General features: G+C 48.0%; 20 protein-coding genes. 15 read left to right on the forward strand and 5 right to left on the reverse strand.

Features of this window, described 5'->3' with window-relative positions; all coding sequences use genetic code 11:
* Positions 1–40: 40 nt before the first annotated feature.
* The gene (locus C7386_RS03575; protein WP_005335801.1) at positions 41–1,453 is read right to left on the reverse strand and encodes an ATP-binding protein; all 1,413 of its coding nucleotides are present in this window, start codon (positions 1,451–1,453) and stop codon (positions 41–43) included.
* 121 nt (positions 1,454–1,574) lie between these two features.
* Here C7386_RS03575 and C7386_RS03580 point away from each other — a divergent pair, with 121 nt between their 5' ends.
* Positions 1,575–2,987, forward strand: a complete 1,413-nt coding sequence (locus C7386_RS03580) for a relaxase/mobilization nuclease domain-containing protein (protein ID WP_003526268.1) — start codon at positions 1,575–1,577, stop codon at positions 2,985–2,987.
* Positions 2,988–3,213: 226 nt separating this feature from the next.
* Here C7386_RS03580 and C7386_RS03590 read toward each other — a convergent pair whose 3' ends face one another.
* Positions 3,214–3,570 carry a helix-turn-helix domain-containing protein gene (locus C7386_RS03590; RefSeq protein WP_116704857.1) on the reverse strand — a complete coding sequence of 119 codons (357 nt, stop codon included), beginning with the start codon at positions 3,568–3,570 and terminating at the stop codon, positions 3,214–3,216.
* Between the two features lie 710 nt (positions 3,571–4,280).
* Here C7386_RS03590 and C7386_RS03605 point away from each other — a divergent pair.
* The 7 genes from C7386_RS03605 (at position 4,281) to C7386_RS03640 (ending at position 12,121) form a co-directional block, all read left to right on the forward strand.
* A complete protein-coding gene (locus tag C7386_RS03605) occupies positions 4,281–4,859 on the forward strand; it encodes an MptD family putative ECF transporter S component (RefSeq protein WP_008728410.1) in 579 nt (192 codons plus the stop codon).
* Positions 4,859–5,596 (forward strand): energy-coupling factor transporter transmembrane component T, encoded by a 738-nt coding sequence (locus tag C7386_RS03610; protein WP_008728411.1) that lies wholly within the window; start codon positions 4,859–4,861, stop codon positions 5,594–5,596. The genes C7386_RS03605 and C7386_RS03610 overlap by 1 nt, the downstream gene beginning before the upstream one ends.
* A 4-nt stretch (positions 5,597–5,600) precedes the next feature.
* Entirely contained in the window at positions 5,601–7,136 is a 1,536-nt protein-coding gene (locus C7386_RS03615; protein ID WP_116704859.1) for an ABC transporter ATP-binding protein, read from the forward strand.
* A gap of 94 nt (positions 7,137–7,230) precedes the next feature.
* Entirely contained in the window at positions 7,231–8,088 is an 858-nt protein-coding gene (locus tag C7386_RS03625) for an AraC family transcriptional regulator (RefSeq protein WP_182429159.1), read from the forward strand.
* Between the two features lie 121 nt (positions 8,089–8,209).
* Entirely contained in the window at positions 8,210–9,991 is a 1,782-nt protein-coding gene (locus C7386_RS03630; protein WP_116704860.1) for an ABC transporter ATP-binding protein, read from the forward strand.
* Positions 9,984–11,735: an ABC transporter ATP-binding protein gene (locus tag C7386_RS03635; protein WP_015518830.1), complete on the forward strand. Its 1,752-nt coding sequence runs from the start codon at positions 9,984–9,986 to the stop codon at positions 11,733–11,735. The genes C7386_RS03630 and C7386_RS03635 overlap by 8 nt, the downstream gene beginning before the upstream one ends.
* Before the next feature lie 17 nt (positions 11,736–11,752).
* Positions 11,753–12,121, forward strand: coding sequence for a metal-dependent transcriptional regulator (locus C7386_RS03640; protein ID WP_015518831.1), 369 nt, complete (start codon positions 11,753–11,755; stop codon positions 12,119–12,121).
* Between the two features lie 111 nt (positions 12,122–12,232).
* Here the strand turns inward: C7386_RS03640 and C7386_RS13380 are convergent, their stop codons facing one another.
* Positions 12,233–12,394: a hypothetical protein gene (locus C7386_RS13380; RefSeq protein ID WP_015529866.1), complete on the reverse strand. Its 162-nt coding sequence runs from the start codon at positions 12,392–12,394 to the stop codon at positions 12,233–12,235.
* A 218-nt stretch (positions 12,395–12,612) separates the two neighbouring features.
* On the opposite strand from C7386_RS13380, the gene C7386_RS03650 reads away from it, so the two are divergent.
* The 6 genes from C7386_RS03650 to C7386_RS03680 all read left to right on the forward strand — a co-directional run bounded on the left by C7386_RS03650 (position 12,613) and on the right by C7386_RS03680 (position 20,128).
* Positions 12,613–13,026 carry a sigma-70 family RNA polymerase sigma factor gene (locus C7386_RS03650; RefSeq protein ID WP_116704862.1) on the forward strand — a complete coding sequence of 138 codons (414 nt, stop codon included), beginning with the start codon at positions 12,613–12,615 and terminating at the stop codon, positions 13,024–13,026.
* Positions 13,027–13,563: 537 nt separating this feature from the next.
* Positions 13,564–13,794, forward strand: a complete 231-nt coding sequence (locus C7386_RS03660; RefSeq protein ID WP_008728422.1) for a helix-turn-helix domain-containing protein — start codon at positions 13,564–13,566, stop codon at positions 13,792–13,794.
* Between the two features lie 84 nt (positions 13,795–13,878).
* The gene (locus C7386_RS03665; RefSeq protein WP_116704863.1) at positions 13,879–15,096 is read left to right on the forward strand and encodes a tyrosine-type recombinase/integrase; all 1,218 of its coding nucleotides are present in this window, start codon (positions 13,879–13,881) and stop codon (positions 15,094–15,096) included.
* A gap of 148 nt (positions 15,097–15,244) precedes the next feature.
* A complete protein-coding gene (locus C7386_RS03670; RefSeq protein ID WP_116704864.1) occupies positions 15,245–16,456 on the forward strand; it encodes a tyrosine-type recombinase/integrase in 1,212 nt (403 codons plus the stop codon).
* Positions 16,457–17,053: 597 nt separating this feature from the next.
* Positions 17,054–18,259 (forward strand): FprA family A-type flavoprotein, encoded by a 1,206-nt coding sequence (locus C7386_RS03675; protein WP_110436584.1) that lies wholly within the window; start codon positions 17,054–17,056, stop codon positions 18,257–18,259.
* Between the two features lie 588 nt (positions 18,260–18,847).
* The gene (locus C7386_RS03680) at positions 18,848–20,128 is read left to right on the forward strand and encodes a glycosyltransferase family 2 protein (RefSeq protein ID WP_252197176.1); all 1,281 of its coding nucleotides are present in this window, start codon (positions 18,848–18,850) and stop codon (positions 20,126–20,128) included.
* 1,007 nt (positions 20,129–21,135) lie between these two features.
* On the opposite strand, the gene C7386_RS03685 is transcribed toward C7386_RS03680, so the two are convergent.
* Entirely contained in the window at positions 21,136–21,852 is a 717-nt protein-coding gene (locus C7386_RS03685) for a 3D domain-containing protein (protein ID WP_116704865.1), read from the reverse strand.
* A gap of 654 nt (positions 21,853–22,506) precedes the next feature.
* Here C7386_RS03685 and C7386_RS03690 point away from each other — a divergent pair.
* Positions 22,507–24,165 (forward strand): ribonuclease J, encoded by a 1,659-nt coding sequence (locus tag C7386_RS03690; RefSeq protein WP_116704866.1) that lies wholly within the window; start codon positions 22,507–22,509, stop codon positions 24,163–24,165.
* A 62-nt stretch (positions 24,166–24,227) separates the two neighbouring features.
* On the opposite strand, the gene C7386_RS03695 is transcribed toward C7386_RS03690, so the two are convergent.
* Positions 24,228–24,764, reverse strand: coding sequence for a hypothetical protein (locus C7386_RS03695; protein ID WP_116704867.1), 537 nt, complete (start codon positions 24,762–24,764; stop codon positions 24,228–24,230).
* Positions 24,765–24,771 lie beyond the last annotated feature (7 nt).

Here is a 24,771-nt window from a genome sequence, read left to right on the forward strand (position 1 = left end):
AGGACAATGGGAGATGAGACCCAATGCCCTGCTTCTCTGTTTATTCGGAACGAACTGTAATATATTTTTGATTGCGACTTTTAGGTTTATCGGGAATAGTCATTTCTAATTGCCCGGATTCTAAAAGCGGATTGATATGCTTCAAGGTGAAGTTTCTTAAATCTTTGAAGCCGCAAAATACTGCAAGCTCTTTCTTGGATTTTGGTGTTGTGCAAAAAGCCAAAATCTGTTTGGATACCGTTGATAGTTCAATAACTTGGTGGGTAACTTGGTGGATAACTTGGTGGGCGTCACCCTCTAAGTTGTAGTTTACATTTTTCAAGATGACTCTGAAATCTGTCGCTGTTGAGGAAAATTCGGGCTTATATGCCTCTGTGTATCCAGGCAGCTTTTCGGTTTCACTGACGATTTTGCGTAGGCCACTTCCACGGCGTTCCATGTACTTCATGCGGTGGAACAGGTCAGCAATCACAGGGTTTCGTCGCATCGAACGGATACTGTAAATATCGTATTCCTGAATTGAGCCGCCGCCAAACATACCGCCCGGAGATGTGATTTCCACCCGATCATCAAACATATCAATATGGATTTCGCTGCCAAGTACAATATAATCACGATGGATAAGCGCATTAACAAGAGCCTCTGTCACAGCTCGTTCAGCATAATCTGGCTTGTCTACACGATACTGTGCCTCTTTGACAAAACGGACTTTGGAATTATTGCGAATAAATTCACTGCCGCTTTTCAGTAGATAAATCAGATTCCCTTCGTATTCTTTATCGTCCAGTGCATCATCAAAGATAGAGCCTTTTTCCAAGCCATTCCACCGGGTACAGAACATACGGGAGTTATAAACTGTGTGCTGATCGGTCATGAGCTTTCCGGCATTGGTCAAGACCCCATTTTTGTCAGCCAAACCGAAGGAAACATAATCGGATGGCTCAAAGCGGAGGCCGGTTCGTTCCAGATAGGTTGCCTCCAGGAGTGTGAAGCTGTAATCCTTTTTCACAGCTTCTGTTGTTAAGGTGTCAAAGGACTGATTGGTTCCCTTTAAGATCAGTTCATTTACAATGTAATCCGGGGCAATTACGCTTTCATTTCCAACACGGATATATGCTTCCATCACTCCGTCTGCCTTGTAATAATATGGGGTGCTGCGGCCGGGAGAAACCTCCAGAGCTAATAGATTTTTACCATCTTCCTGTAATGGTTTTAAGATAAACTGAGGTAGTGGTGTGATACGTTCTTTGATTAAGCGGCTGATCGCTTCAGCATCCTTTTGAACATCGGACAAGCCGATAGGCTCCCGGTCATCGGAGACTCCGAAAAACAGAGTGCCGCCGATTCCATTGGAAAAGGCACTGACACTTTTTAACCAGCTTTTTGGCTTTTTTGTTTCGAGAGCAACTTTGAAATCACATTCCGTTGCTTCGGCAATGAGCTGTTCTATCATAAAATCCCTCCTTTGAGGTTGTAGAATGTTCTTTTTTATTATACCCAGCGGAGAAAGTTATTGCAACGATAGAAGCAAAGAGTTCAGCGAAAAAATATTTATGAGAGGAGGGCCTTCTATTATGGCAACTACAAGAATCATGCCGCTTCATGTTGGCAAGGGTCGCACAGAAAGTCGGGCAATCAGTGACATCATCGACTATGTAGCAAATCCACAGAAAACAGATAACGGCAAGCTCATTACCGGCTATGCGTGTGACAGCCGGACTGCGGATGCGGAGTTCCTTCTGGCAAAGCGGCAGTACATTGCCGCTACCGGACGGGTGCGCGGCGCAGATGATGTGATCGCCTATCATGTGCGCCAGTCCTTCCGCCCTGGTGAGATTACCCCGGAAGAAGCAAACCGGCTGGGCGTAGAATTTGCAAAGCGTTTTACTAAAGGCAATCATGCCTTTGTGGTCTGCACTCACATAGACAAGTCGCACATTCATAATCACATTATCTGGTCATCGGTCAGCTTAGAATATGACCGGAAATTCCGAAACTTTTGGGGCAGTACCAAGGCGGTTCGCAGGTTAAGTGATACCATCTGCATTGAAAACGGACTGTCCATTGTAGAGAATCCGAACCCTCATGGAAAGAGCTATAACAAATGGATGGGAGATCAGGCAAAGCCCTCTCACCGAGAGCTGCTTCGTGTGGCGATTGACAACGCATTATCACAAAGTCCTGCTAATTTTGAGGAGCTGCTGAAGCTGCTGCAAGAGTCCGGCTGTGAGGTATCAAAGCGCGGAAAATCGTATCGACTGAAGCTCTCTGGTTGGGAGAAAGCCGCCCGCATGGACAGTCTGGGCGAAGGATATGGATTGGAAGATTTGCGGGCAGTTCTCTCCGGGAAGAAAGCACATACCACGCGAAAGAAAACAGTCACACAGGCAGAGCCGCCAAAGATCAATCTGCTGGTGGACATTCAGGCAAAATTGCAGGCTGGAAAAGGCGCTGGCTATGCTCGATGGGCTAAGGTGTTCAACCTCAAGCAGATGGCGCAGACCATGAATTACCTGTCAGAGCACAACCTGCTGGAGTATGCGGTTTTGGAAGAAAAGGCTGCGGCTGCCACGGCACATCACAATGAACTTTCGGCGCAGATCAAAGCGGCTGAAAAGCGCATGGCAGAGATCGCTGTTCTGCGTACTCACATCGTAAATTATGCCAAGACCCGTGAGGTCTATGTGGCATACCGCAAGGCGGGTTACTCTAAGAAATTCAGGGAAGAACATGAGAAAGAAATTCTGCTCCATCAGGCTGCTAAGAATGCCTTTGATGAGATGGGCGTCAAGAAGCTGCCCAAGGTCAAAGAGTTGCAGACAGAGTATGCGAAATTGCTGGAAGAAAAGAAAAAGACCTATGCCGAGTACCGGCGTTCCCGTGAAGAAATGCGAGAGCTTTTAACGGCAAAGGCCAATGTAGATCGGGTCCTGAAAATGGAGGTAGAACAGGATGTTGAAAAAGAAAAAGACCACGGCCAGCGGTAAGCTGGTCCTGGTCAAAAGCGTTCGCAGAACGCGTAGCCACAGAATGAAATTCTGTGTTCAAGGGGGGGGGGGTGGGGGCGCTGCCCTCAACAAGCAAGCAGAGAGGAAAATCACAAAGGGATTTTCTTCCCTGCGGGCCTGTGTGTATTAACACAGGCATTGCTTGCCTCTTTTCTCCGAAAATGAAAAGAACCAGTGAGAGAATCGTTAAATTTCACTCACTGGCTCAATTCGTTTCAAATTTCTCGGATAACTCTGTCAGTTCCTTCACTGTTTCTTGGGTGTGATGCAGCAGGGTGTCACGCATTTCTGGCGGACAGCTGGAATAAAGCATTTTCATCTGATTGACACCCTCATCCTCCAGAGAAATATCTGGATTTATAAGCGTATCTAAAGAGATGTGCAGGACCTTTGCCAATGCTCTCAAAATCAAATAGGACGGGTTCATTTTCCCTTTTTCGATATTGGCAATTTGTTTTACAGAAACATGGCTTAGATCGGAAAGTTCCTGTTGTGTCAGTTCTTTATTCTTTCGGGCTTCCCGCATTTTTTGCCCTAAAGCAGTTAAATCATCAATCGGCATAATCGTTCACCTCAAATATATTTTATCGTTCCGATTTGCACAAAGGAATAACCTTATTGTGCTTGAGAACAGGACTGATTATGCTGATTTCTTTTTGATAACATGGTTGCTCCATGATTATGGCGTTTCCAGCTACTAATTGAACTATGAGGATGAATTGCAGATTTCAGCTTTTAGTTCGTTGCCAAACGAGAATGATATTGAATGCGGTAGGGAGGCTAGCAGTTTTATCCGCTCATCTATAAGCCGTTTTTTATTCTCTGTGACATAAAAATTCATCTGGATATTCCGTTTCCGGTTCGCCATGCGCTGCCTCCATTCTTCATAAGAGTTTGAGATTATCTCAACAAACATTTTTCATTTTCGGTCAAGAGATCTGAAAATACGAAAAATCGCAAGCGGGTACTCACTTGCTGTGCTTGCTATCGAAACCCTACCTTCTAGTTCTCCTTCTACTAATACTACAATTTGAAGCGGAGATTTTGGCTGTTTCCATTTCAAATTATGCAAGAACCGCCTCTGTTCAATGTTGAATAGTTCTATGTTCACGCACACACGCAGGCAATCACTCCCCGTAAAGACAGCAAGAGCAAAGTAATTGTCTATTTGGAGCGAAAATGCCTTTTTGGAGAAGAAACATACCGACATATCTGCTATACTGAAATGCGGTTAGCTGGTGCTAACACAAAAGCAAACAGGAGGACCAAATAATGAATAAACTACAAGGAAAAGACCTTATCAATGTTGGAATCTTCACTGCGATCTATTTTGTGGTGATGATGGCGATTGCCATGCTGGGATTTATCCCTATTTTTCTTCCGCTTCTGATCGTGCTGGTTCCGCTGATTGGCGGAATCGTAATGATGCTGTATTATTCTAAAGTCCAGAAGTTTGGAATGGTATCGCTGACAGGACTGATCTGCGGTATTTTAATGTTGCTGACCGGCATGGGGTATTGGAGCATTATTACCGGTGCCGTGTTCGGTGTCCTGGCTGATCTTGTTTTGAAATCCGGCGATTATAAGAGTGCAAAAAAAGGAATCATATCGCATGGTGTTTTTTCTATGTGGATCATCGGAAACTACATCCCCATTGTTGCAACACGGGACAGCTACTATCAGCAGCTAATCAGCGGTTATGGACAAGAGTATGCAGATTCCATTATGAGCTATATCTCGGCATATACGCTCCCCCTTCTTTTGATTGCCGGGTTCGTTTGCGGCGTGATCGGCGGTGTGATCGGCCAGAAAATTTTCAAAAAGCACTTTAAGCGTGCGGGTATTGCATAATGCGCCGTGAATTGTTAGCAAGCAAAAAAAAGGAAACCGGCCTGTCGTTAGACCCTCGGACAAAGTTGGCATTGCTTATCACGATTGCCCTCTTTGTCTTGAGCGGCGGAGGTGGGGCTGCTTCTAAACAGTTTGCTCCTATTTTGGCTGCTGTTCCATTGATCCTGCTGCTCACGGAAAAATCGTGGAAGGGATCGGTTATCTATTTTGTTTTATATGGCGGCAGCTATATATTGCAACTATGGGCGCTCCCCCACCTGTCCGGCCTTCCTAACTTTCTTGTTGTTGCAATCTGCGGTTTCTTTATGCGGTTTGTGCCGGGGATTATGATGGGATACATCACGGTCAGGACAACGACGGTCAGCGAGTTTGTTGCCTCTATGAAGAAGCTGCATTTACCGGAGCAGATCATCATTCCTATGTCCGTGATATTCCGATTTTTCCCTACGGTTGTAGAAGAATATAATGCCATAGGGGACGCTATGAAAATGAGAGGAATCCGTTTTGGCGGGGGCAAAGCCAGTGCAATGCTGGAATACAGGCTTGTCCCTGTTATCATGTGTTCCGTCAAGATCGGGGAAGAATTAAATGCGGCAGCCCTGACAAGAGGATTGGGCGGTCCGGTCAAGAGGACAAACATCTGCGAAATCGGCTTTCATGTGCAGGATGTTTTTTTCCTGCTGCTATGTGTGGTGGCTTTTGCAATTCCTATTGTCACGATGATTACAGGGAGGTAGGCCTATGATCGAATGTAAAAAAGTTTCTTTTTCCTACCCTCCAAATGAAACTGACATTGGAGACAGGAAAGGACACGGAACATTAAGAAATATTGACCTGTCTATTAACGACGGGGATTTTGTACTGCTCTGCGGAACATCGGGCTGCGGTAAAACCACACTGACACGGCTGTTTAACGGACTGATTCCTCATTATTACGATGGAAAGCTGGAAGGCACTGTCATGCTTGATGGAGAAGATATGAGCGGGCTTTCCCTGTTTGATATATCAAAAAAAGTGGGTTCTGTTTTTCAGAATCCACGTTCTCAATTTTTTAATGTGGATACGACCAGCGAAATTGCCTTTGGATGTGAAAACCATGGATTGGAAGAAGCAGAAATCCGAAAGCGGGTAAAGCTGGTCTCAGAGCAGTTGAACCTTACAAATCTGCTGGACAGAAGTATTTTCTCCCTTTCCGGTGGGGAAAAGCAAAAAATCGCCTGTGGATCTGCCGCCGCTGTGGAACCGGATGTATTTGTTTTGGACGAGCCATCTTCCAACCTTGACGCCTATTCCATCGCTGATTTTCGGAAACTGTTAAAAATATTGAAGTCACAGGGCAAAACAATTATTATTGCGGAGCACCGGCTCTACTATCTTTATGATCTGGCAGACAGGATCATATATTTAAGCGACGGGGAAATACAAGGGGATTATACTTTGCCGGAATTTCAGTTGATTCCGGCGGCGGAAAAAGCTAAAATGGGATTACGGCCTCTTGGCCTGGGTGAGTTTGCAGACATTGAGCCTGCCAGTCTACATTCAGGGCAGGGGATATGGAAACTGAACCACTTCCATTTCGCATACAAGAAACAGCCGGAAACGCTTTCTCTGGAAAATATAGAGCTTCCTGCCGGAAATGTAACGGCGGTCATCGGGCACAATGGAGCCGGCAAAACGACACTATCCCGTTGCTTATGCGGATTGGAAAAAAGATGTAAAGGTATCCTCGAAAAAGATGGTACTTCCTATTCAAGCAAACAGCGGCTGAAGCTATGCTATATGGTCATGCAGGATGTAAATCATCAGCTTTTTACGGAGAGCGTTTTAGAGGAAGTCCTGTTAAGTATGCCGGGGAAAGATTCCGATGAATCGCCTGAAAATGTGGCAAAGGCAGAGGCTATCTTGACAGAAATGGATTTGCTCCCGTACAAAGCCTGCCATCCGATGGGGCTTTCGGGAGGACAAAAACAACGTGTGGCGATTGCTTCTGCGATTGCCTCTGAACGTCCGGTTATACTATTTGACGAACCTACCAGCGGCCTTGATCTCTTTCACATGAGGCAGGTGGCCGATTCGGTCAAAGGACTTGCCGATTCAGGAAAAACCATTGTGATTGTGACCCATGATCCTGAATTTATACTCAGGTGCTGCAATTATGTGATCCATCTGGAAAACGGCAGATTGGAAGAAAACTATTTCCTCCAGGATACGGAAGGACGAGAACGGTTATTTAATTTCTTTATGATGGAAGGAGGCGGCGGAAATCAAACTGTTTGATGGTAAAATAAACTGCGGCTCAAATGTTAAAAATGTCATTGAAACTGAGGATTGCGTTGTCCTGCAGCTTTTTGACGAGAGCGGCGAGGGAACCATGACAGCCCACAAAATTTTTGATGGCGCTTTTGTGATGTATAGCGATATGCACCTGAAAGAATGTACCTCCTACTTTCAGAGTAGTACGGACAGTTCGCTTCTCTATATAGACCATTGCAGGGAGGGACGGATCGAAAGCGAGATTGGCAATCATGCGTATAGCTATTTGCAAGAGCATGAGATGCGTGTGGATGACCGGCGTTCCCATTCGGGACGGTTCTGCTTTCCACTCTGCCACTATCATGGGGTGACCCTGGGATTTGATTTGGACATTGCTGTGCCGGCGCTGAAAGACTTTTTTGGCGGATTTTCTGTTGATTTGTACGAGCTTCAAAAAAAATATTGCAATGACAAGAAACCGTTTGTGATTCATAATGAGCCAGGAATTGAACATATTTTTTCAGAGCTTTACTTTGTCCCGCAGCAGATCAAAGGTGACTACTATAAAGTAAAAGCCCTGGAGCTGCTTTTATATCTGGACGCTTTGCAGTTTTCTGATTCCAAAGAAGATCGCCCTTATTTCTATAAAGGGCAGGTAGAAAAAATCAAAGCGATCCATGATCTTATTACGGCAAATTTGCAGGAGCATTACACGATGGATGAATTAGCTGAACGATTCCAGATTTCATTGACGGGGATGAAAACCTGCTTTAAGGAAATATACGGAGATTCCATGTATTCCTATATTCGCCGTTATCGGATGAACGTTGCTGCCACAATGCTCCGACAGGATTCCAAAAAAGGGATTGCGGAAATTGCAGGAGTTGTGGGATATGAAAGCCCCAGTAAATTTGCAACAGCTTTCCGGCAGGTGATAGGGCAGACGCCGATGGAATATCGAAAATCTTTTTTCTAAACGGTGCATAAATGCCGTTTTGGAGAGGAAAGAAGAATTGAATACTGCTACAATGAGGATGGTTAGCAAAGACTACCCATCCTTTTTTCTTTGCTGACTAAAAAGAAGGAAGGTGATTGTAATGAAGCAGCAAAAAGATAATTGGGTGAAAATTCTGTTTTCCTTCGCCGCACCATGCAAGGGGAAAATGGCTCTTTCGGTATTCTGCGCCATTCTGAGCGTTGCAGGAGGGTTTATTCCTTTTTGGGCTGTATATGAAATCCTGCTGGCATTTATCAATCAGAATGTGACCCTGAATGGCATTCTGATTTGGTGTCTGGTTGGAGCAGTGGGCTACCTGCTGCGGGTTGCCTGCCATGGAATCTCTACGATCATGGCGCATATTTCAGCCTATACCATTTTGGAAGGAATCCGGCTTAAAATTGCGGACCGGCTGATGAAAGCGCCTCTCGGCGAAGTGATGGGGCGGCGAATCGGCTATCTGAAAAATATCATCATGGATAAGGTGGAGGATTTAGAGCCGCCTTTGGCACACATGATCCCGGAATTGACTTCTAACCTCCTACTCCCTGTTGCAATTTTTACCTGGATGATGGTCATTGACTGGCGCATGGGATTGGCGGTTCTGATTGCTCCGGTGCTGGCCATGATTCCTATGTTTTTCCTTATGAGGAATTATAACAGTCAGTACGCCGCTTATATGGAGGCAAATAACCATGTCAACAGTATTATTATTGAGTATGTGGAAGGCATCGAGGTTGTAAAGGCTTTTAATCAAAGCACAAGCTCCTATGAAAAATTTGTTAATGCTGTCCAGTCGTTCAAAGAGTTTACCCTGGCATGGTTTAAGAGCACATGGAAAACGATGAACCTGATGATGGCGATTATGCCCACAACGCTACTGGGGGTTCTTCCTGTCGGCCTTCTGCTGGTACAGAATGGAAGTATTTCCCCCGCAGAGCTTGCAATGGGGATTATTCTTTCCCTCAGCATTGTTGGGCCGTTGATGAAAGCAACCACTTTCATTAACGAAGCAAAGTCTATGGAATATGCAGTAGAGGCGGCAAATGAACTTTTGAACCTGCCTGTGCTGCCGGATTCAGGGAAAACCGTATCCATACCCCGCAATGATATTGTGTTGGAGCATGTAACCTTTTCCTATGACGGCTCCGAGCAAAATGAAGTACTGCATGATGTGAACTTGGAATTGCCAGAGGGAAGTTTTACGGCACTTGTAGGACCGTCTGGCGGCGGTAAATCAACGATTGCCCGTCTGATTGCAAGGTTTTGGGACGTGACAGGCGGCAACATTACCATTGGGGGGAAGAATATCAAAGAGTTGTCTATACGCCAGCTTTCCGAACTGGTCAGTTTTGTGACGCAGGATAACTTCCTGTTTAATTGCTCCCTGAAAGAAAATATCCGTCTTGGAAATCCAAACGCCACAGATGAAGAAGTATATGCGGCGGCGAAAGCGGCCTGCTGTGATGAATTTATTGTGCGTTTGGACAAAGGATATGATACCCCTGCCGGTGATGCCGGAAAGAGGCTGTCCGGCGGCGAAAAACAGCGAATTGCGATTGCGAGGGCGATCCTCAAAAATGCCCCGATTGTTATTTTGGATGAAGCGACAGCATTTACTGACCCGCAGAACGAAGATAAAATTCAGAAATCTATCATGGCGTTATCAAAGGGTAAAACTCTTCTTGTGATCGCCCACCGCCTTTCCACCATTCAGAACGCAGATCAGATTGTCGTGTTGAAAAAAGGCCGGATTGTGGATTGCGGAAAGCAGAAAGAATTGTTGAAGCGGTGTCCGCTTTATGCGGATATGTGGAAAGCCCACATCGGGGCGAAGAATTGGTCTGTGAGTGAAAAGAAGGAGGTGGCCGCTCATGTTTAAGTCTATGAAACGGATCATTAAATGGGCGGGGAAATATAAGGGACGCCTCTATCTTGGCTCTGTTTTTTCCTTTTTCAGCAGCCTGTCTACGGCGATCCCTACAATGGCTGCCGCTTATGCCCTTGATAAAGCAATCGCAGCTTATTGGGCAGGCAACACAATAGAATCCTCCCTGATCTGGCAGACGCTTTGGATTATTGTTGGCTCGATTGCGCTTAACTTTCTACTCTCTTATTTGCGGGCGGTGTTGCAGGAAAGCATTGGTTATGAAGTAGCCGCAGGGCAGCGAATCCATTTAGGCGATGTGCTGAAAAGGGTTCCTCTGGGATATTTTTCTAAAAACAGCGTGGGCGATATTCTGACAGGTGTTACCACGGAGCTATCCACACTTGAATTGCAGGGAATGAAGATGGTTGACATCATCATCAACGGATATGCAAAGTTTATTGCAATTCTCCTGTGTTTCCTTTTCCTGAGTCCAGCCGCAGCAGTGATTTCTGTTGTCGGCGTTGCCTTTTCCTCATTGGCCTTACATGGTATCAGCAGGCATAGTGAAAAGACCGCTGCTATCACGCACCAGGCCATGGAGGATATGTCTGGCTCTGCGATTGAATATATCCGCGGGCTGTCCATCGTTAAATCGTTCGGACAGGAAGGGGCTTCTATCGAAAGTTTCCGCAAGGCAAATACGGATTTGAAAAATATTCATATCAAAGTAGAAAAAGGCTATACGCCATTTAACTGCTTGCATCTGTTCTCCTTAAAACTGGCATCTATGGGGATTGTGTTTATCTGTGCATGGCAGACACTTAACGGGCAAATGAGTCTTGCTTATTTCCTGATGTTTGTTCTGTTTTCTTTCGTAATCTTTGGAAGTGTGGAAAACATTAACGACGCGGCTCACATGCTGGGTCTTATAGATTCCGCTATGAATAAGCTGGAAGCTCTGGAAAATGCAGAATATATCGACCAAGACGGAAAAGATATTACACCGACCTCGTATGACATTACTTTTCAGGATGTATCCTTTGGTTACGATAAACGGACTGTATTGCACGATGTGAATTTCACGATTCCGCAGAATACCACAACAGCGATTGTAGGTCCCTCCGGGAGCGGCAAGTCTACCCTGTGCAGCCTGATTGCACGCTTTTATGATGTTGACGCCGGAAAAATCACTTTAGGAGAAACAGATATTCGAGAATTTACCTGTGACAGCTTACTAAAAAATATCAGTATGGTGTTCCAGAATGTATATCTGTTCCGGGATACAATCCGTAACAATATCAAATTCGGCAGCCCGGACGCTTCGGAGGAACAGATGATTGCCGCTGCAAAAGAAGCGCGCTGCCATGACTTTATTATGGCCTTGCCAGATGGATATGATACCGTCATTGGGGAGGGCGGTTCTTCTCTTTCCGGCGGTGAAAAGCAGCGGATTTCGATTGCCAGAGCCATGCTGAAAGATGCGCCGATTGTTATTTTGGATGAGGCCACGGCCAGCATTGACCCAGAGAATGAGCATTTGATTCAAGAGGCTATTTCCGCACTGACACATGGTAAAACAATCATAACGATTGCCCATAGACTGGCGACGATTGAAAATGCGGATCAAATTCTTGTCATTGATGGTGGAACCGTCGTGCAGAAAGGAACCCATAAGGAATTGCTGGCTCAAAGGGGAACCTATCAGGAATTTATTAAGATTCGGGAACAGGCTGAGGGGTGGAGGATTCAACAATAAGCATAAAGGAGGAACTGATGAAGATTCATGCGTCTGGGGAGGATTATCTGGAGGCTATCCTTGTTCTACAAAAGAAAATGGGCATGGTCCGCTCAATTGACCTTGCCCGGCACATGGGCTTTAGCAAACCGAGTATCAGCCATGCGGTAGGCGTTTTGAAAAATGGAGGTTTTCTGACCGTGGATGATGATGGGTTCCTTCATCTGACCGTCATAGGTCGGGAGATTGCCGAGAAAATCTATGAACGCCATTTGTTTTTTATGGAGCAGTTTATCGCTGCTGGCGTCGATCAGGAAACAGCGGAACAAGACGCCTGCCGGATTGAACACGCCATCAGTGATACATCTTTCCGAAAGCTGAAGGAGAAAGTACAAGGAACCGATTAGCGCACATCGGCTCCGCTCTGCTCTGCATAATAAGTTATCTGCCCCGTCCGGGGAAAGAAAAAAACCGTTGACTGGGGCAGATAATTTCGTGCGCTATTTTAAGGTTTGAACTCAATCGGCGGTTTTGAAGGACAATTTCAGAGCCGCCGTTTCTTTGCGTTTACACAAACTAATGACGACTTGCAGGGACACGGTAGCCGCTTGGAGGTTAATTTGCCGTGTCTCTTTTGCTTTTTCAAAGCTCCCATGATCTACATCAATTAAAAAAAGCATTGCCCCTCCTCCGGGCAAGTATAGCATTGCATCGGCATTATCGTTCCATGTGATTCAGCATAATAATAACTGTTCTTGGTGCGCCAGTTTCCCATTGCGGGAATCTGGCGTTTTTTGTTGCCTTTTTTTCGGAGATAATCCGGCTGTATACCGGTGTCGTTCCCCACCTCCATTCGATTCACTCGTCAATCACCCGTGAATCGAAATGGAGGTACATAATGAAGAAAATTAACCTTCGGGAACTTTATCCTGATGTTTATACAACAGACTTTTTTGTAGATGTGACAGAGGAAGTAATGGAGACTATTCGAGCAGCTGAACGTGCGGAGGCTGCGTATGAGCGAAAGATGTATCGTTATAAAGCACAGTATTCTCTGGATTGGGAGAATGGCATTGAAAATGCGGTGCTGTTGAAGCCGAAAACACCGGAGATGCTTCTGGAGGAAAAGCAGCTTCAGGAGCAGGTCTATTCTGCTGTGATGAATTTACCGGAAAAACAGGCAAAGAGGATTTATGCCCGATATTACCTGGGAATGACGGTAAATGAAATTGCCGGGGTAGAAGGTGTAGATCCAAGCCGTGTTCGAGACAGTATCCGCCGTGGCTTAAAGCAGCTCGGAAAATATTTTTGATAAAGTTTCATTTGATGCGCCTGTTTTTTGCCTTTTTTGTCAGTGTTAATAAGAAGGACAAGTTTTCCTCCTTCATCTGCACATTGACAATCGAATAGACAGCACAACAGGTACATAAACCCATGTATGAGCGAATATGAAACGCCGCGAGGATGGAGCAGTCAGGGAGGTGATGAAAGCACTGCTTCGGAGCGATCTACGATTTCATAAAAGAATGGTGGCAGATTTGGCGCGATGACTACATGGGGGCTTAAAGATACTTCCTCACGGCCCGCCAAAGACTTGGGGGGAACCCTGCGGCACACGTTACGAACGATGCTGCGGAGTTATGACATCCGCGCCAGCGGAGACCTATTGTGTTCCCATCGTCAGGGGGCGTGGCAAATGTGACGAAAGCTGAGAAATATAAATAGGAAGCGTTTGCCGCTTTCTGTTCAAAATCAGATACCATGCGCTGGTGGTTTCGGCTGCCAGCGTATTCATGTGATTTTGAACAAACACGATGACAAACTTGACGGATTGGAGGAAATATGCTTTATGGAAAAACTTATTACGCGAAAAGAAGCAGCAGAAATTTTGGGTATCAGCATTGCAACGCTGGACGCGGCCCGTAACAATGGCCTTATTTCTTATGTGCAATATGTGCAGAATGGCTGTGTGTACTTTACCTCGGCGGGCCTTCAGGAGTATATCGCAAAATGCACCCACAGAGCAAAGCCAGCAGAAAAGAACGCAACATATCGTAAACCTCGCAGAGCTGGAGTGTGAGCCGGTCCGTATCCTTGTCGAAATCATAATGGTCTGATAAAACATAGATACAGCGCTGGAGTATATTCTTAGGAGGTGGAGGAATTGGCAAATAGGAAAATAATGCTTCCTCAATATGGCACAGTTATGAAAAGAGGTGTCCTATATTATAGGACCAGAATCAAAAACACGAATGGTAAGCTCGTAGCTATCTACGCAAAAACACCTGAAGAACTATACAACAAAGAAACGCTTGCGTTGGAACAGATTGAGAATGCCACTTTTCATCGGAAAACGCCCACAGTTGCAGAGTATTGTGAAAAGTGGCTGCTGATGCAGTCGGTTCATGTACGAGCTACTACTTTGACGGATTACACCTCAAAGGTCAGGCGGCATATTATAGCGGAATTGGGAGATAAACGGATGGGTGAGGTTAGCCTGGATGATATTCAGCTTGCCCTTGTTCCGGTTTCCAAGAAATCTGCATCGGTTTATAAATCTGTGGTAATCCTTTACAAATCTATCTTTCGCGCAGCGATGGAAAGCAGGATCATTGACCATAACCCGACGATTTATCTCACGACAAAAGGTGGCGGTGTTCCACAAGAGGATCGTCAGGCTTTGACAGATGAACAGGCAGCACGCCTTTTGAATGCTATCCGAGATTTGCCGCCTTATGTCTTTGTCATGATTGGTTTATATGCAGGGCTGCGCCGGGAAGAAATTCTTGCTCTGCAATGGGATTCAGTATATCTGGATACGGATACTCCATATCTGACGGTAAGGCGGGCATGGCACACAGAACACAACAGACCGGTAATCTCAGACGAATTGAAAACCAAGGCTGCGGAGAGAAATATCCCTCTTCCTGTTTGCTTGGCTGAGTGTTTGAAAGCAGCAAAGGAAACATCGACTTCGGAGTATGTGGTTTCAAACCGGGACGGCGAACCGCTGTCCTACACGCAGTTTAAGCGACTTTGGCAGTATATTGTTACGAGGACGGTCAAGGAGCGGAGCTATTATCGGTATGAAGATGGAAAAAGAGTAAAGCATACTGTCACACCTGTCTTGGGAGAAAAGGCCGCTCATAACGGAAAAGTGGTTTACAGTCTGGACTTTGAAGTAACACCCCATCAGCTGCGGCATACTTACATTACCAATCTCATTCATGCATCGGTAGATCCCAAAACGGTTCAATACCTGGCAGGCCATGAAAGTAGCAAGATTACCATGGACATTTATGCAAAGGTTAAGTACAACAGACCAGATGAGCTGGTCAGATCAATGAGTTGCGCGTTTGCAAGCTGGGACGCAACACAGTAATAATAAAACAGGAAGTAAAGCAGGAGCGAGGCAAGGATGTCTCGCTCTTTGTTTTACATCAGCCGTATCTTTGATTAAATCGAGGCTTTCTGATAAAAAGAGAGTGTAGATACGGAGACTACACATTATCAAGAAAGGACAATCAAAGATGGCAAAAAAGAAAACACAGATCCCGAAGTACGGGACCATTACATTGAAAGGAATCCAGTATTACAGAACCAGGATTACGGATGCAGATGGCAAAGAGTTGAGTTTGTATGCCGCTACTTGTGAAGAATTGTATGAGAAGCAGTTAGAGGCCCGGAAGCAGGTAGAAGAAATTATCTTTCACCGGCAGCACCCGACAGTAGCCGAGTATGGCGAGAAGTGGCTGCTGATGCAGTCAGCAAAGGTGTCTGCGTCTACACTCAGAGGTTATACGAGGGATATGACAAACTATATCATCAAACCTCTGGGAGAGATGTATATGGAAGAAGTGACTGCTGACGATATTCGGCTGGCTCTTGTTCCATTGTCAAAGAAATCGGAAGGCTTATACAATAAGGTCAATATGCTGCTCAAGTGCATTTTTTATGCGGCAGAGAGAAACCAAATTCTTGAACACAATCCCTGTGCGGGAATATCCGGTAAAGGCGGAAAACCGACAAAAAAGAAGGAGGCATTGACAGATCAGCAGGTAGCCGTGCTTCTGGATACAGTCAAGGGGCTTCCTCCATATTTGTTTATTATGCTCGGTTTGTATTCCGGTCTGCGTCGGGAAGAAATTCTTGCACTGCAATGGGATTGTGTATTTCTGGACGAGGATACACCTTATCTATCGGTGAGGCGGGCATGGCGTACAGAGCATAACAGACCCGTGGTTTCTACGGTGCTAAAGACTCCGGCGGCAAAAAGGGATATTCCGATACCGAAGTGTTTGGTGGATTGTCTGAGAGAAACGAAAGAAAATTCCATATCAGATTATGTGATCGCTGACAGCAAAGGAGAGCCACTGGCTGCCTCGCAGTTCCAAAGAGTGTGGCAGTATGTCGTTGTCCGCTCCACTAAGCCCCGGAACTATTATAAGTATGTAAATGGGGAGAGTATCAAATATACGGTTACTCCAACGCTGGGTATGACCCAGAAGAATCAACCCCAAATCAAATATACGCTGGACTTTGATGTGACACCTCATCAGCTGCGGCACACTTACATCACCAATCTTCTCTATGCAGGCGTTGATCCAAAGACAGTACAATACCTTGCCGGACACGAAAACAGCAAAACAACTATGGACATCTATGCAAAAGTGAAGTATAATAAACCAGAGGAACTGTTTGGGGTAGTAAATGGTGCGTTTCATCAGGCTATTGCTGAATGAAAAAGGCCGTTTTTTATGGTCCGCACACCGGATAACTGAGAGGCAGAAAGCCGGAAAAGCCCGGAGTATCAAGGGAAAACAGCTCAAAAACTCGCGCAATACGGTCTGAAGGCTGCACGTCGTGCATCGCAGTTCTCCAAGCGCTAATCATATATTCGTGCTTTCAAAGTGCAGAAAACGCAAGTTTTCTGCACTTTTTCTTTGCTTTCGGACAAAACAATATATATGCAGAATTGCAATGCAAAACATGAGAAACATGTGCTTTTCTCATCAATAAAACCGTGCTTCAATAGAAGCAGACAAAAAACGAAACGGAGAATGCACATGGCAAAAACAGAACGCTCATTCGATATGCTGCACGGAGCACTGAACGGCAAACTCCCGGCGAGATTGTCGGCCGGCTGATCAGCCTGTCGCTTGGTCTGTTCATGGTGCTCGGTACCTGCACGCTGCTGTAACCGATCGAAACCTGTATCCCGTCAAAAACCGGCTGTTTCACCGGTCGTTTTTTGTACGCCGCGACTAACCCTCCCACTGGACGAATGCACAAAAATATGCTACAATTCAATATAGATATTTATACGGAGGTGTCGTGCGATGCACAGTACCAGAAAGGTCACGGATGATCTCATTTATGTTGGCGGCAGCGACCGCCGCCTGAGCCGCTTTGAAAATTTGTTCCCAATCCCCAAGGGCGTATCCTATAACAGCTATGTGCTGCTGGATGAGAAAACCGTGCTGTTTGACACGGCGGACGAGTCCATCAGCCGTCAGTATATCGAAAACGTCGTTCACGCGCTGAACGGCCGTCCGCTGGACTACATGGTTGTTCAGCATATGGAGCCGGATCACTGTGCGATGATCGACGACATGCTGCGCCGCTATCCGGAGGCGAAGATGGTATGCAGTGCCAAGGCGGTCGGCATGTTTGCCCAGTTCTACGGAACGGACGTTGCCGCGCGTGCGCTGGTCGTCAAGGAAGGCGACAAGCTGTCTACGGGTGAGCATACCCTGCATTTTGTCATGGCGCCGATGGTGCACTGGCCGGAGGTCATGGTCACCTACGATGAGAAGGACAAGATCCTGTTCTCTGCTGATGCGTTCGGCACGTTCGGCGCACTGGCCGGCAACATTTTTAATGACGAGATTACGTTCGACACGGTCTGGATGAACGATGCCCGCCGTTACTACACCAACATTGTCGGCAAGTACGGCGTACAGGTGCAGGCGTTGCTCAAGAAGGCGGCATCGCTCGATATTGAGATGATCTGCCCGCTGCATGGCCCGATCTGGCGCAAGGATCTCGGTCTGCTGCTGGAGAAGTACCAGAAGTGGAGCACTTATGAGCCGGAGGACAAGACGGTCATGATCGCCTACGCGACCATGTACGGCAACACTGAGAACGCCGCAAACGTGCTCGCAGGTATGCTGGCTGACAAGGGCGTGAAGAATATCGCGATGTACGACGTGTCCGAGACCGATGTTTCCGAGCTGGTAGCCGAGAGCTTCCGCTGCAGCCATCTGGTGCTCGCCGCGCCGACCTACAACAGCGGCATTCAGCCGAAGATGGAGGCATATCTGTCCGATATCAAGGCGCTTAACCTGCAGAACCGCACGGTTGCGGTCATTGACAACGGCACCTGGGCCGCTACTGCGGGCAAGCAGATGATCGGTACGCTCGAGGGCATGAAGAACATGACCATCCTCGAGAACACGATCTCCATCAAGTCTGCACTGGCAGAGAACCAGCTCGGCGCACTCGAAGCGCTGGCTGACGAGCTGGCAAAGCAGGTAAACGGTTAAGGCAATACCGCATAATTGAACAAGAGTGATTTGCGAGTAAATTTTGCGTACTGACGAGGCACAGTTTTGCGGTAATACTCGATGTATTACCGTGAAACTGCAACAAAGTCAGGACACAAAATTTCCGCAAAGCACCGCAGCTTTAATTGTGCGGTGTTGCCTTAATAATCAAATACCGGCGGCTGTCGCAATGCGGCAGCCGTTTTGCTGTATATGCAGGGGAGAGCGGCGAGGGAAAATGCCCTCCCTTCCTTTATGAAATGTATACGAAATTGATGATATTATAAAGACAACCCAGCTTTGTCCAGGCAAACAGCAGGGAAAAGTGAAAGAGCGTCAGCGGTGCGGAACGAATGCATCTCCCGGTTTACTGTTTTTTACGAAAAGACAGGGCAAAGTGGCATGAAAAAAACGCATGAAAGCACAAAAATTTTGTGCGAACAGTGAAAAATTAAAAATTTTGTGAAATCCGGTTAAAAATATGTTGCATAATGCGTTAATAGTGCTATTATAGTACAAGGGTTGAAACAACCGCCACAATATCTAAAGTATAGAGAAATACATCAGGAGAAGAAACGAGGAATTTTTATGCTTCGGTTTTTGGAGAGCATGCAGTGGGTGCTGTTCATTTTCTTTACTGCAGCGTATGCGTACCAGATCTTTTACCTTCTGGTTGGCTTGTGGGGCAAGCAGCGCGGCGGCGTAGAAAATGCAGAGCTGCACCGTTACGCGGCGATCATTTCGGCACGCAATGAGTCCGCCGTTATCGGCAGACTGATCCGCACCTTGAAGGAGCAGGATTATCCGTCAGAGCTGCTCGATGTCATTGTTGTTGCAGATAACTGCACGGACAATACCGCTGAGGTAGCGCGCAGCGCCGGTGCGATCGTGTACGAGCGATTTAATAAGGTGCAGGTCGGCAAGGGCTACGCGCTGGATTATCTGTTCAAGCATATTTTTGAGGAGCAGGGTGAGGATGCGTACGACGCGTTTTTCGTATTCGATGCGGACAACATCGTAGATCCGCAGTTCGTCCGTGAGATGAACAAGATGTACGATACCGGCGAGTATTCCGCACTGACCAGCTACCGCAATTCGCAGAACTTCTGCGCGAACTGGATCTCTGCAGGCTATGCACTGTGGTTCCTGCGTGAGTCGCGCTTCCTGAACCGCCCGAGAACTCGTCTGGGCGTCAACTGTGCGGTTTCCGGCACTGGTTTTCTGATTTCGGCTGATGTACTCCGCGAGGAAGGCGGATGGAATTATCATCTGCTGACCGAGGATATCGAGTTCTCCATCGCCAGTGCGGTTCGCGGCCGTAAGATCGGCTACTGCGGCAATGCCATCATCTACGATGAGCAGCCGGAGCATTTCCGTCAGTCGTGGGATCAGCGTCTGCGCTGGAGCAAGGGCTTCTATCAGGTGGACGCAAAGTATACCGGCGCACTGCTGCGCGGCTGTACGCGCGGCGGCAAGGCGGGCATGTCCTGCTATGATATGCTGATGACGGTTGCACCGTGCAACCTTGTTACCATCGGCTCGCTGCTGCTGGCCGTACTCCTGTGCGTGACCAGCTTCGCACAGCCGGCATACATTACATACCGCGTTATGCGCATGCTCGGCCGTATTCTGATGCTGACCGTGCGCGGCATTACGTTCAGCCTGTTTGCCTTCGGCGCGGTGACGATGATCGCCGAGTGGAAGCGCATCGCAGGTCCGGCGTGGAAAAAGGTGCTGTATACCTTTACCTTCCCGTTCTTCATGCTCACCTATGTTCCGATTTCGATCGCCGCTCTGGTCGGCAAGGTCGAGTGGAAACCGATCCAGCATGGCATCGCCAAGGTGCAGGAGGAGCGCGAGAGCGCGTAATTGAATCAAAACAGCCGCAGGTGTCTGCGGCTGTTTTCTTTTGCTTTTTCGGGGATTTATCATGTGAACCATAATATCATGTTATATTGCAGGGCGGCATGACCGCATGATGCCGTTTTTTACCATTTGCAGATGTGTAATCGCAGGGGAGCACAGTGTGCTCCCGCAGTGCGAATGAAACCTGTGCATAGAAGAATGACCGTATCCATTTAACGATACCGTGGGCGCACAATGTGCGCCCCTACGGTTACAATGGTACAAATAATTTGCAGACGGCGGGGTGAGGGTACCCCGCTCTATGGATATTATATAAAAATGGTGTCCGTGGTAGTTTGCGATATGGTTTTCGTCAGAAGCGGTGCGCCGAGGTTGTACCCCGGGGCACCTTCTCTTGCCTTGCGGGCAATTCACCTTGCCGCAACCTACGGTAACATGCGTTATCAGATGGAACCCGCAGGTGCCGTCTGTAGCCACCAGACCAACGAGTTGCGCGTCACGGTCATCCCCCAGGGGACCCTCTCTTGCCCTTCGGGCAATTCACCTTGTGCCGCGCCTGCGGAGATGAAACCGCCTGTGTAGCAGCAAGGTATCTGACATTGCGAATAGTTAGAGAACGACACGAAAGAAAAAATCCTCTGTCGTTCTCCTTTTCACAGCGGTCGCCGGTCTCTGGCTTGCACCGGATTATCTTAGGAAAGGGGAGAAAATCAGAGGGTGGAAAACCGCAGGTTGTCTACCCTCTTGCGCTCCTGCCGGGCAGGCAGGATTCTCTCGCTTCGCAAGCGAAAACCCTAATTTCTGGAATGATAATGAAAACCCACTCAAACGCCGCACAATCGACTTTGTAAATTTTCCGTATAGTTTTGAACCAATCCATCAAAAGTTCATCACACGCGATTCTGACGCGAAATACAAAACAAAAACCGATGCCATCCATGTCTGCAACCGTAAAACCGCTCAAACAGGCAGAAAAAAAGAGCCGTGCTTTCGCACAGCTCCTCGAAAATTTACTTCAGCAGATATACATTTGCGTACTGCACGCCAAGCTCATTTGCACGCTCGTGGGTGCTTACTGCAATGTCGATCTTGTTGCCCTTGATCGCTCCGCCAGTGTCCTCAGCGATGAACACGCCGTAGCCCTCGATGAATACGCGGCTGCCGAGCGGAATGACGGACGGGTCAACTGCGATCGTGCGGCCTTCGGTCAGGGTGGTGCCGGTAGCGGTCAGTGCCAGATTGTTGCCGTTGCATTCAACGCACGGATCGTAGAAGGTCAGTTTATAATTGCCAAGCGCAGTGGCATTTGCCTTGATGGCATCGCTTGCCAGATACGTTGTAGAGTAAGCTACCGGACGGGCGGTGGCTGCACTTGCGACCAGCTGGTTGTAAGCGGTCTGGGTTGCAGCGGCCTTGATCTCGGCTTCCTTCTTAGCTGCTTCTTCAGCGGCCTTTTTGGCAACCTCAGCCTTCTTAGCAGCTTCCTCCTGCGCCTTCTTGGCAGCATCCTGCTGTGCCTTGAGTGCGGAAGCCTTTGCCTTCGCCATAGCCTGCTGTGCATTGGAGATCTCGGCAGAGGTGAGCACCGTGCCGACAGAATGGTTCAGAGTGGAAGAGAGTACCGCAGTCGGCTGATCCAGTGCAGCAGCGCCGAAGGTTGCCATCGAGCCTACCGTGAAGGTTGCCGCGAGGAACATGGCAGCATGCTTACGCAGAGAAATAGACATTTGTGTTACGCTCCTAAAAGTCAGGTGAAAACGCAGCGGGAACACTTCCCGCGCCACCGGAAAAACCGATGTTGTTTTCTGGGTTGTTACTGTTTTGTTTACGTTCTGTTTCCGAACTGTAACCAATCATACTGCATCCTCTCCGATTTGTCAAACGGTTTCATAGAATTTTGTGCACATTTCACAGAGTTTATCGCTGGATTTCGTTAATCTGTATGGCATAATTGGGCGAAAATACGGTTTTTTACGGTTAGCCGTGTAAAACGCACATCGGCGGCTTTGTTACAAACCGCAGGGACCGAAAGGGAAGTCTGTCCGGTTTGACCGGTCATTATGCAGGACACGCAGAATGGGTAAAACAGTGGGGCACTGTGCATAAATAGTATATAGGTAGATTGGCTGTTTCGACGAGGCCGCGCAGAGCGCTTTGATGACTGACTCTTTACAATTCTGCTGAGCTGTGGTATATTAAAAATAAGTGTTTGCAGTCCGTGTGGGAATGCGCTGTGCCATTTGCAGCGAAAACGGACCGCATCCTTCACATGTGGATAAAGACAGACGGGATCGCATGGTCTGCCTTTTCAGAAAAGCGGAAACGACATCCGCGTACATATAATAAACAACAATCAGATAAAGGAAAGTGATAATACTATTATGAAGGAAAAACTGAAGATCATACCGCTCGGCGGTCTGAACGAGATCGGTAAGAACATGACGGTGATCGAGTACGGCAATGACATCGTAGTTATTGACTGCGGCGTTGCCTTTCCGGATGACGACATGCTGGGCGTTGACCTGGTCATTCCGGATACAACGTACCTCAAGCGCAACCTGAACAAGCTGCGCGGCTATGTGATCACCCACGGACATGAGGACCATATCGGCGCTATTCCGTATGTTCTGCGCGAGTGCAACGCACCGATCTACGCGACCCGACTGACCTGCGGCATCATCGAGACCAAGCTGTCCGAGCACAAGATGCCCCAGAAGGTCAAGATGAACCGCGTGCGCGCCGGTGATACGATTAAGCTCGGCTGCTTCAAGATCGAGTTTATCCACACCAACCACTCCATTGCGGATTCGGTTGCGCTGGCGATCACCACGCCGCTGGGCACCATCCTGCACACGGGCGACTTCAAGATCGACCTGACGCCGGTTTCCGGTGAGATGATCGACCTTGTCCGCATCGGTGAGCTGGGCAAGAAGGGACTGCTTGCGCTGATGAGCGACTCGACCAACGTCGAGCGTCCGGGCTACACGCCGAGTGAGAAAATCGTCGGCAAATCGCTCGAGAAATTTATTATGGAGAGCGACCAGCGCATCATCATTGCAACGTTCGCGTCCAATGTATCGCGTCTGCAGCAGATTCTCGACATTGCCGCCAAGGCAGGACGCAAGGTAGCTGTCTGCGGCCGAAGCATGGAGAAGATCTCCAAGGTTTCGATGGAGCTGGGTTATCTGAAGGATTCCGGCAAGGTCATGATCGACATTTCCGAGATCAAGCGCTACGCGCGCAGCCAGCTGATCATCGTATCCACCGGTTCTCAGGGTGAGACCATGTCCGCGCTGTACCGTATGGCGTACGGCAGTCACAAGCAGGTGGAGGTCAATTCCGGCGACCGTATCCTGATCGCAGCGTCTGCTATCCCGGGCAACGAGAAGTCGATCAACAACATGGTCAACGAGCTGTACAAGCAGGGCGCTGAGGTCATTTACGACCGTTCGGCAGCCATCCATGTTTCCGGCCATGCCTGCCAGGAGGATCTTAAGCTGATGCTCGGTCTGTGCAAGCCGAAGTACTTCATTCCCGTACACGGCGAGTACCGCATGCTCGTGCAGCATGCCGGTCTGGCACGCGAGATGGGTGTCAACCCGAAGAACATTCTCGTCAGTGAGATCGGCCGTCCAATCGAGATCAGCGAAAATTCGGCTCGTCTGGGCAATTCCGTGCCGGCCGGCCGTCTGCTGGTAGACGGTCTGGGCATCGGTGATGTCGGCACTGCCGTTCTGCGTGACCGCAAGCATCTGTCCGAGGACGGTCTGCTGGTTATCGTTGTCACGGTTGACGCAACGACCGGCGTTGTCATTGCGGGTCCGGATATCGTATCGCGCGGTTTCGTTTACGTCAAGGAAGCTGAGGCTCTCATGGAGGAGCTGCGTACCATTTCGCAGATGGCGCTCGACCGCTGCTCGGTAGAGAATCTGCGTGACTGGAACAGCCTGAAATCCGCCATCAAGGGCGATGTCAGTGATTACCTGTTCAAGAAGATCAAGCGCAGTCCGATGGTCCTGCCGATCATCATGGAAATCTAAATGTAAGATGGATAAGAAAAGACACCGAGAAATCGGTGTCTTTTTTCGTATAAGCCCTGTAATTAACCTTTATACATGCCGATCTTGCACAGCTCTTTAATCATATCCGGCACGGTCTGACCGGCGATCTCGAGGCGCTCTGCGGCGCCGGGCTTTTCTTCGGAGAACGTATCCCATGCGGTGACAAGATGTCCGGTCGGCTCCATGCCGTATTTTTTCAGCAGGGGAACGAAACGCTTTGCAGTCTCACTGTAAATGGACAGAACCTTGTACTTCTGTACGAAAAGCTCCTCCTCGGTGGTCAGAGAGCCAATAGCGAATGCCGAAAGACCGTCCTGATACAGCAGTTCGCCGTAGCCGTCTAAAATCATGGTCAGCTGCTTTTTCGTCATGCCGTCCAGATACCAGACCTCATCGCTTTCCGCATCCGGATGGATGGCGAGGAACAGCGGCTCGTCCAGCTCGGCGTAGAACGAATGCACAAAGTCGCTCAGCTTCTCGAAGCTGAGGTTTGCGGTGATGGTGTTGCCGTCCAGTTCGTACTGCTCGGACAGCTTTTCGGGGAACGGAACGGTCACGCCTGCAGCGGTTTGAAACATAGAAATA

The sequence above is a fragment of the Agathobaculum butyriciproducens genome (genome assembly GCA_003096535.1).
GTDB classification, from domain to species: Bacteria; Bacillota; Clostridia; order Oscillospirales; family Butyricicoccaceae; genus Agathobaculum; species Agathobaculum butyriciproducens.

Excerpts from the sequence above, each read along its gene's own strand:
- C7386_RS03650 (WP_116704862.1), top strand. The coding sequence starts at position 12,613 with ATGAAGAAAATTAACCTTCGGGAACTTTATCCTGATGTTTATACAACA.
- C7386_RS03680 (WP_252197176.1), top strand. The coding sequence starts at position 18,848 with ATGCTTCGGTTTTTGGAGAGCATGCAGTGGGTGCTGTTCATTTTCTTT.
- C7386_RS03605 (WP_008728410.1), top strand. The coding sequence starts at position 4,281 with ATGAATAAACTACAAGGAAAAGACCTTATCAATGTTGGAATCTTCACT.
- C7386_RS03660 (WP_008728422.1), top strand. The coding sequence starts at position 13,564 with ATGGAAAAACTTATTACGCGAAAAGAAGCAGCAGAAATTTTGGGTATC.
- C7386_RS03575 (WP_005335801.1), bottom strand. The coding sequence starts at position 1,453 with ATGATAGAACAGCTCATTGCCGAAGCAACGGAATGTGATTTCAAAGTT.
- C7386_RS03630 (WP_116704860.1), top strand. The coding sequence starts at position 8,210 with ATGAAGCAGCAAAAAGATAATTGGGTGAAAATTCTGTTTTCCTTCGCC.
- C7386_RS13380 (WP_015529866.1), bottom strand. The coding sequence starts at position 12,394 with ATGCTTTTTTTAATTGATGTAGATCATGGGAGCTTTGAAAAAGCAAAA.
- C7386_RS03610 (WP_008728411.1), top strand. The coding sequence starts at position 4,859 with ATGCGCCGTGAATTGTTAGCAAGCAAAAAAAAGGAAACCGGCCTGTCG.
- C7386_RS03615 (WP_116704859.1), top strand. The coding sequence starts at position 5,601 with ATGATCGAATGTAAAAAAGTTTCTTTTTCCTACCCTCCAAATGAAACT.
- C7386_RS03675 (WP_110436584.1), top strand. The coding sequence starts at position 17,054 with ATGCACAGTACCAGAAAGGTCACGGATGATCTCATTTATGTTGGCGGC.
- C7386_RS03580 (WP_003526268.1), top strand. The coding sequence starts at position 1,575 with ATGGCAACTACAAGAATCATGCCGCTTCATGTTGGCAAGGGTCGCACA.
- C7386_RS03690 (WP_116704866.1), top strand. The coding sequence starts at position 22,507 with ATGAAGGAAAAACTGAAGATCATACCGCTCGGCGGTCTGAACGAGATC.
- C7386_RS03625 (WP_182429159.1), top strand. The coding sequence starts at position 7,231 with ATGACAGCCCACAAAATTTTTGATGGCGCTTTTGTGATGTATAGCGAT.
- C7386_RS03635 (WP_015518830.1), top strand. The coding sequence starts at position 9,984 with ATGTTTAAGTCTATGAAACGGATCATTAAATGGGCGGGGAAATATAAG.
- C7386_RS03590 (WP_116704857.1), bottom strand. The coding sequence starts at position 3,570 with ATGCCGATTGATGATTTAACTGCTTTAGGGCAAAAAATGCGGGAAGCC.
- C7386_RS03670 (WP_116704864.1), top strand. The coding sequence starts at position 15,245 with ATGGCAAAAAAGAAAACACAGATCCCGAAGTACGGGACCATTACATTG.
- C7386_RS03640 (WP_015518831.1), top strand. The coding sequence starts at position 11,753 with ATGAAGATTCATGCGTCTGGGGAGGATTATCTGGAGGCTATCCTTGTT.
- C7386_RS03685 (WP_116704865.1), bottom strand. The coding sequence starts at position 21,852 with ATGTCTATTTCTCTGCGTAAGCATGCTGCCATGTTCCTCGCGGCAACC.
- C7386_RS03695 (WP_116704867.1), bottom strand. The coding sequence starts at position 24,764 with ATGTTTCAAACCGCTGCAGGCGTGACCGTTCCGTTCCCCGAAAAGCTG.